General features: G+C 39.2%; 6 protein-coding genes and 1 pseudogene. 4 read left to right on the top strand and 3 right to left on the bottom strand.

The features are described from left to right. Window positions 1-516: 516 nt before the first annotated feature. Window positions 517-1,218: a VIT family protein gene (locus GW12_RS12045; RefSeq protein ID WP_002058850.1), complete on the bottom strand. Its 702-nt coding sequence runs from the start codon at window positions 1,216-1,218 to the stop codon at window positions 517-519. A gap of 348 nt (window positions 1,219-1,566) precedes the next feature. Between GW12_RS12045 and GW12_RS12040 the strand changes: the two genes are divergently transcribed. The 4 genes from GW12_RS12040 to GW12_RS12025 all read left to right on the top strand — a co-directional run bounded on the left by GW12_RS12040 (window position 1,567) and on the right by GW12_RS12025 (window position 4,880). Next, window positions 1,567-2,184, top strand: a complete 618-nt coding sequence (locus GW12_RS12040) for a cytochrome b/b6 domain-containing protein (RefSeq protein WP_002054947.1) — start codon at window positions 1,567-1,569, stop codon at window positions 2,182-2,184. Window positions 2,185-2,355: 171 nt separating this feature from the next. Then, window positions 2,356-3,681, top strand: a complete 1,326-nt coding sequence (locus GW12_RS12035; protein ID WP_081403500.1) for an ISNCY family transposase — start codon at window positions 2,356-2,358, stop codon at window positions 3,679-3,681. Between the two features lie 547 nt (window positions 3,682-4,228). Next, on the top strand, window positions 4,229-4,585 hold the full coding sequence (locus GW12_RS12030; RefSeq protein WP_004668307.1) for a type II toxin-antitoxin system RelE/ParE family toxin: 357 nt from the start codon (window positions 4,229-4,231) through the stop codon (window positions 4,583-4,585). Then, on the top strand, window positions 4,578-4,880 hold the full coding sequence (locus GW12_RS12025; protein WP_001140620.1) for a helix-turn-helix domain-containing protein: 303 nt from the start codon (window positions 4,578-4,580) through the stop codon (window positions 4,878-4,880). Before GW12_RS12030 ends, GW12_RS12025 begins: the two co-directional genes overlap by 8 nt. A gap of 41 nt (window positions 4,881-4,921) precedes the next feature. Here GW12_RS12025 and GW12_RS12020 read toward each other — a convergent pair. Together GW12_RS12020 and GW12_RS12015 are read right to left on the bottom strand one after the other, a co-directional pair. Continuing rightward, window positions 4,922-5,083 (bottom strand): annotated as a pseudogene (locus tag GW12_RS12020) (IS6 family transposase); the annotation flags it as partial. Between the two features lie 93 nt (window positions 5,084-5,176). After that, the coding region (locus tag GW12_RS12015; RefSeq protein WP_034587814.1) for a MerR family DNA-binding protein at window positions 5,177-5,441 on the bottom strand (265 nt) is incomplete at its 5' end.

Raw genomic sequence — 5,441 nt, 5'->3', positions numbered from 1 at the left:
ATCTCTATTTGCAACAGTGCCGAATATTTTATGCAGCAGTGAGTTCCGTAATTTTCTTTTTCAACACTGATACTTGTACGGCTGAAGATCGAAAGCTATTTCTGCATCTGCATTGAAGGCTGTTAATACCTCGGCTTTTGGAGCTGTTTTTTTAGCCCCTATGATTAACCACGATTGTTTAACTAATATGAACAAAGTCGTGAAACATTGGTCAAAGAATAGGCGTGAAACATGAAAAATCATAAAAAAAGCCCAATCGGGTGTGATTGGGCTATAAACTAGAAACTACAGCATTGATTTCTAAGGAAAATTATAACACATTTCGTATAAGGTGTATTATGTTAATTTTAAAAATCTTTGAAGCAGATGATTGAGTATCTTAGTTTTGACCTCTAATCAGGTTAGATCATATGTAATATAAGTATCTAAAAGTTAGGAGAACTCATGAATAATAACTACTCAAAACCTATAATAATTTATTGGATTAAAATATTGTGATCAGATACACAAAGTATATTAGGTCACAGCAACATTAAATAGTGATCCGATCCAAGCACTGAATAACATTGCGACAATTCCCCAAATCATAACCCGAACAGAACCTCTCCAGATACTTACACCGCCAGCATAACTCGCCAATGCTCCCATAATTCCGAGAGTTAAAACTCCAATCAGCATGACACCTTTATCTAAATATTGTTCAGGCAGAAGCATCATTGAAATTAAAGGAAATAATGAACCTACAGAAAATGCGAGGGCTGAAGAAGATGCCGCTAGAAATGGCTTGGCAGAGGTATGAACTGAAATGCCAATTTCATCACGAGCATGTGCATCTAAAGAATTATGCATAGTTAGTTGTTTAGCGACATCTTCAGCTAAAGTTGGTTCTAAACCACGTTGTATATAAATATTTTTTAGTTCCTGCAGTTCATGTTCAGGATGGAGTTTTAACTCACGTGCCTCCATTTTCAGATCATTTTTTTCAATATCTTGTTGTGATTTAACGGAAATATATTCACCTGCAGCCATTGAAGCCGCCCCAGAAATTAATCCCGCAACACATGTTACTAATAATGTTTGAGAAGAAGCACCACTGGCTGCTATTCCGACTACTAGGCTTGTTACAGAAATAATCCCATCATTAGCCCCTAGTACAGCCGCACGTAGCCACCCTGACCGTTCAATATAATGTTTTTCGATATGATAAGAATGGCGCACAATATAGTCCGTTGCTGTTATCAGAATGATTATAGTAAATATTTTTTATCTGTAAACCTTAATTGAGCTAGACAATAGAGAATATAAGTCACTACTGATGCATATCCATTACATTTAAAATAACCTTGTTTAATAATGGGTGTTATACGTATTAAAAAAACCGACTCCAATGTTCAGGCTTCGTATAATCCGTATTAAGCTAATTGTAGACAAAATTAATATTCACATGATCTTCCAATTTTAAAATTGCGCTCTAATGAGCGCCATTTTTTTTTGACTGTATTCTTAATATTCACCTCAGCTTGAGCTGCTATTCTGCAACTAAAATACAGTCAACAAAGGTTTTTTATGGCTCAGAACACAGCAACATCTTCTACAGATTTACTGATTCGATTTCTGCATATCGTCATTATTTTGAGCTTTACTGGGGCTTATCTCACGGGGGATGCAGAAGAATGGCATCAAGTGCATATGGCGTTTGGCTATACACTTGGTATTAGCCTGATATTAAGAATTTTATGGCAGTTTCTTGCTTCTCGATTTGCTCATACTCAGCCTTCAGGGGCGAGCCGTCGATTTAATGTGATCAAGCCATTTGTGCAGCGCTATTGGGCGCAACCGCAGCAATGGCTTTCCCCAGCATTTTTAAAAGCAGCCAGTTCCAGCCTGTTTCAGCTGAGCATACTGGGTGCTTTTTGCCTGATGCCCTTAACTGTACTGGCAGGCTTTTTAACAGACTATACGCATAGCCACAGTTTAAAAGAAGTGCATGAACTATTCGCAAATCTGTTTTTAGCTACTGTATTACTACACTTGACAGCACTGACACTGAATAGTGTTCTACTTAAAAAATGGCTAGCAAAGCGTATGTTTTGGGGGACACAATCACATTCATGGTTCACCCTGTTTGCTTCAGTCCTTTCACTAGGCGTGTTGGTCGCTTTCTGGTTTTGGTATTTTAGCTAAGCTTTTATGAGAGCAACACAGATGAAGCTCTATTTAACATAATGGAGGTTATACGAAGTACACTTGTAAGCCCAAAATAGAAATGTCCGGTTTCTCCAAAGTAAAAATGTCCGCTTTTAGAATATGCACTTTTGCAATTTCCTTAGCGGACGGTTTGATATGTTGGTGTCTATGTCGGATAAAGAACTTAAACGATTGTCGGTCTTACAGGAAATCTGTGATCAACGCATAACTCAATCCCAAGCTGCTCAGCTACTTCATATTTCAGAACGTCAGATCAGACGCTTACTGCAGAAATACAAAGCTCAAGGCCCAGCTGCATTAGCCCATGCTGGTCGTGGCCAAACCAGCAACTCCAGGCTTCCTGAAGAAATCAGGCTCAAGTGTCTCAATCTTGTCGCTGATCAATTCCATGGTTTCGGACCCACTTTAGCGCATGAAAAGCTCACCACCGGGCATGGATTCGATCTTTCAGTAGAAACCCTGCGTTCCTGGATGATTGCAGCCGATCTGTGGATTCCTCGCTCCAAGCGCCTGAAACGCCCATATCAGCCACGCTATAACCGGGATTGTTATGGTGAACTGGTACAAATCGATGGCTCTCACCATGACTGGTTCGAAGGACGTGCAGCTAAATGCTGTTTGCTGGTGTTTATTGATGATGCCACAGGAAAATTGCAGCACTTACGCTTCTGTGAATCAGAATCAACCTTTGACTATATGATTTCGACACGCCTGTATGTCGAACAGCACGGCAAGCCCTTAGCGTTTTACAGCGACAAGCATTCAGTCTTTAGAGTGAATCAAAGCAGCAAGAAAGATACCAAGATTACCCAGTTTGGACGCGTACTCAGCACCCTGAATATCGATATTATCTTCGCTAATTCACCCCAGGCCAAAGGCCGTGTAGAACGCGCCAATCGAACACTTCAGGATCGTCTGATCAAAGAGATGCGTTTGGAAGGTATCAGTTCGATTGCAGATGCCAATAAGTGGTTGCCCTGCTTTATTGAGCAATTTAATCGCAAATTTGCCAAGATGGCCTTTAACCCTAAGGATTTACACCGGACTGTCACTGAAACAGCCGAGGAGTTAGATGATATTTTTACCTGGCGTGAACCCCGCAGAGTTACGAAGAGTCTGACCATTACTTATGATAAATGCATATATCTTCTCGAAAATATAGAAGACAATCAGAAGCTAACCGGTAAATATCTTGAGTTTCTAGAATACCCGGATGGTACTGTAGCCATCATGCATGAAGGCCGGAAGATCAATTACAGCATCTTCGATAAATTAAGTCAGCTCAACCAGCGAGAGATTGTTGAGAATAAACGTCTGGGTTCTGTATTGATCCATATCCAACAACAGCATGAAGAACTGGAACAACAAAACAAACGCAATCGTTCTCAAAAGATGCCAAGCAGACGTGCACAGAAAACAGCAATTCAACAACGAAATCTGAATCCTGTGCTTGACTTGGAAATGTCCATATAGGACATTTCTATTTGGTTATTAGGTAGGACATTTCTACTTGGGAATAACAACACTTGTATATTAATCTAAATATCAACCACTTAATAAAAATAGAAAAATCCAAAAATGACCAAAAAGCCGATTTTGAAACAAGTCGGCTTTTTTATGAGCGGTTTTGATACTTCTTGCCAATAAATTTGACTAAAAAATAGTCAGTTTTGAGGTTTTTTAAATTTTATCAATGCCTCAATGTCCAAAATTATCCACATTTTTTGTGGATAAAATTTAGGCTATTTTGTAAGCCCTGGCTCATACCAATCTCGGCCCTTTGCTGCTATCCGCAATACTGGAAATTTCCTATCATGAAGACATAGAGAGCAGGATGCTCCAGATAAAAAGAATAAGATGAACAACAAGGAACGTGAGATCAGACAGGAGTCAGATCTAAGCGCCAAATATGGAAAAGCCCGACAGGATGTCGGGCTTTTTTATTGCCTATCCTTTCTCATTTGCAAAACAAACATAATGCCCCTAAAATATAGACTATAATCTATATTCTGGTTGTGGTATGTGGACTGTCATTACGACAGATCTATTTAATCAGTGGCTTGAACAGCAAGATGAACCTACACAAGAGAAGGTCCTAGCTGCCCTGGTTGTTCTACAGCAGCAGGGACCGAGTTTAGGCCGTCCTTTAGTAGATACTGTGTATGAGTCTAAATTTACCAATATGAAAGAACTGCGTGTTCAACATCGCGGTAGACCCTTAAGAGCTTTCTTCGCATTTGATCCCTTACGACAGGCTATTGTTCTATGTATTGCTGATAAAGGCGGTAAAAAGCGTTTTTATAAAGACATGCTGGATATTGCAGATGAACAATACCAACTTCATCTCACTACCCTAGGAGATAAATCTAATGGCTAAGACTCTGCAAGAATTGTTAGCTAGCCGCTCTCCAGAGAGCCAAGCCCGTATTCAAAAAATGGCTGATGAATTACTGCTAGAAAATCAGCTTCATCTTATTCGTGAAGAACTCGAAATTTCTCAAAAAGAGCTTGCTGAAACTTTGGGAATAAAACAGCCATCGCTTTCAGCAATAGAAAATCGTGGCAATGATCTTAAGATTTCAACCATGAAAAAGTATGTTGAGGCAATGGGAGGGAAGCTCCGTATTGATGTAGAGCTTCCAACAGGAAAACATATAGGATTCAACGTTTAACAATAAAAATGGGAGCTATAGGCTCCCATTTTTAGATTCGTATAACGTTGAACCCAACGGTAAATAGTCGTGTGATCAACATTCACACCCCGTTCGGCCAGCATTTCCTGCAGTTCACGATAGCTAATGCCATATTTACAATACCAGCGCACAGCCCAAAGAATGATTTCGCCCTGAAAATGCCGACCATGGAAAGGATTCATATGCTGCACCTTTAGCTAAAACAGTCTTCAGCTTACCATTCGTGGTTATTTGCAACAGTGCCGATTTTTTGAAAAAAGCATAGGTCTAGATAATCAAGCTAGATTTTTTAAAACTCCACATTGGTCAATTGTACATAAACCATCACAAGTACCTCTTAAATCAGATAGTTGTTCAATAAGCTTTTGTTGCTTGATTATATTTTCTCTGATAGCACTGACATGTAAGTCAATTAATTCATTCACATCTGAACAATTTTTCTCAGGTTTGTCTTTATAGGTAAGTAATTGACGAATTTCATTCAAACTCATATTTAAAGTTCGGCAATTCAAAATAAATTTAATTCGCTCAACATAGCCT

It is taken from the genome of Acinetobacter sp. HR7 (genome assembly GCF_000773685.1).
GTDB classification, from domain to species: Bacteria; Pseudomonadota; Gammaproteobacteria; order Pseudomonadales; family Moraxellaceae; genus Acinetobacter; species Acinetobacter thermotolerans.
The sequence above is the reverse complement of the archived record's forward strand: the minus strand, read 5'-3'. Positions and strand labels throughout refer to the sequence as shown.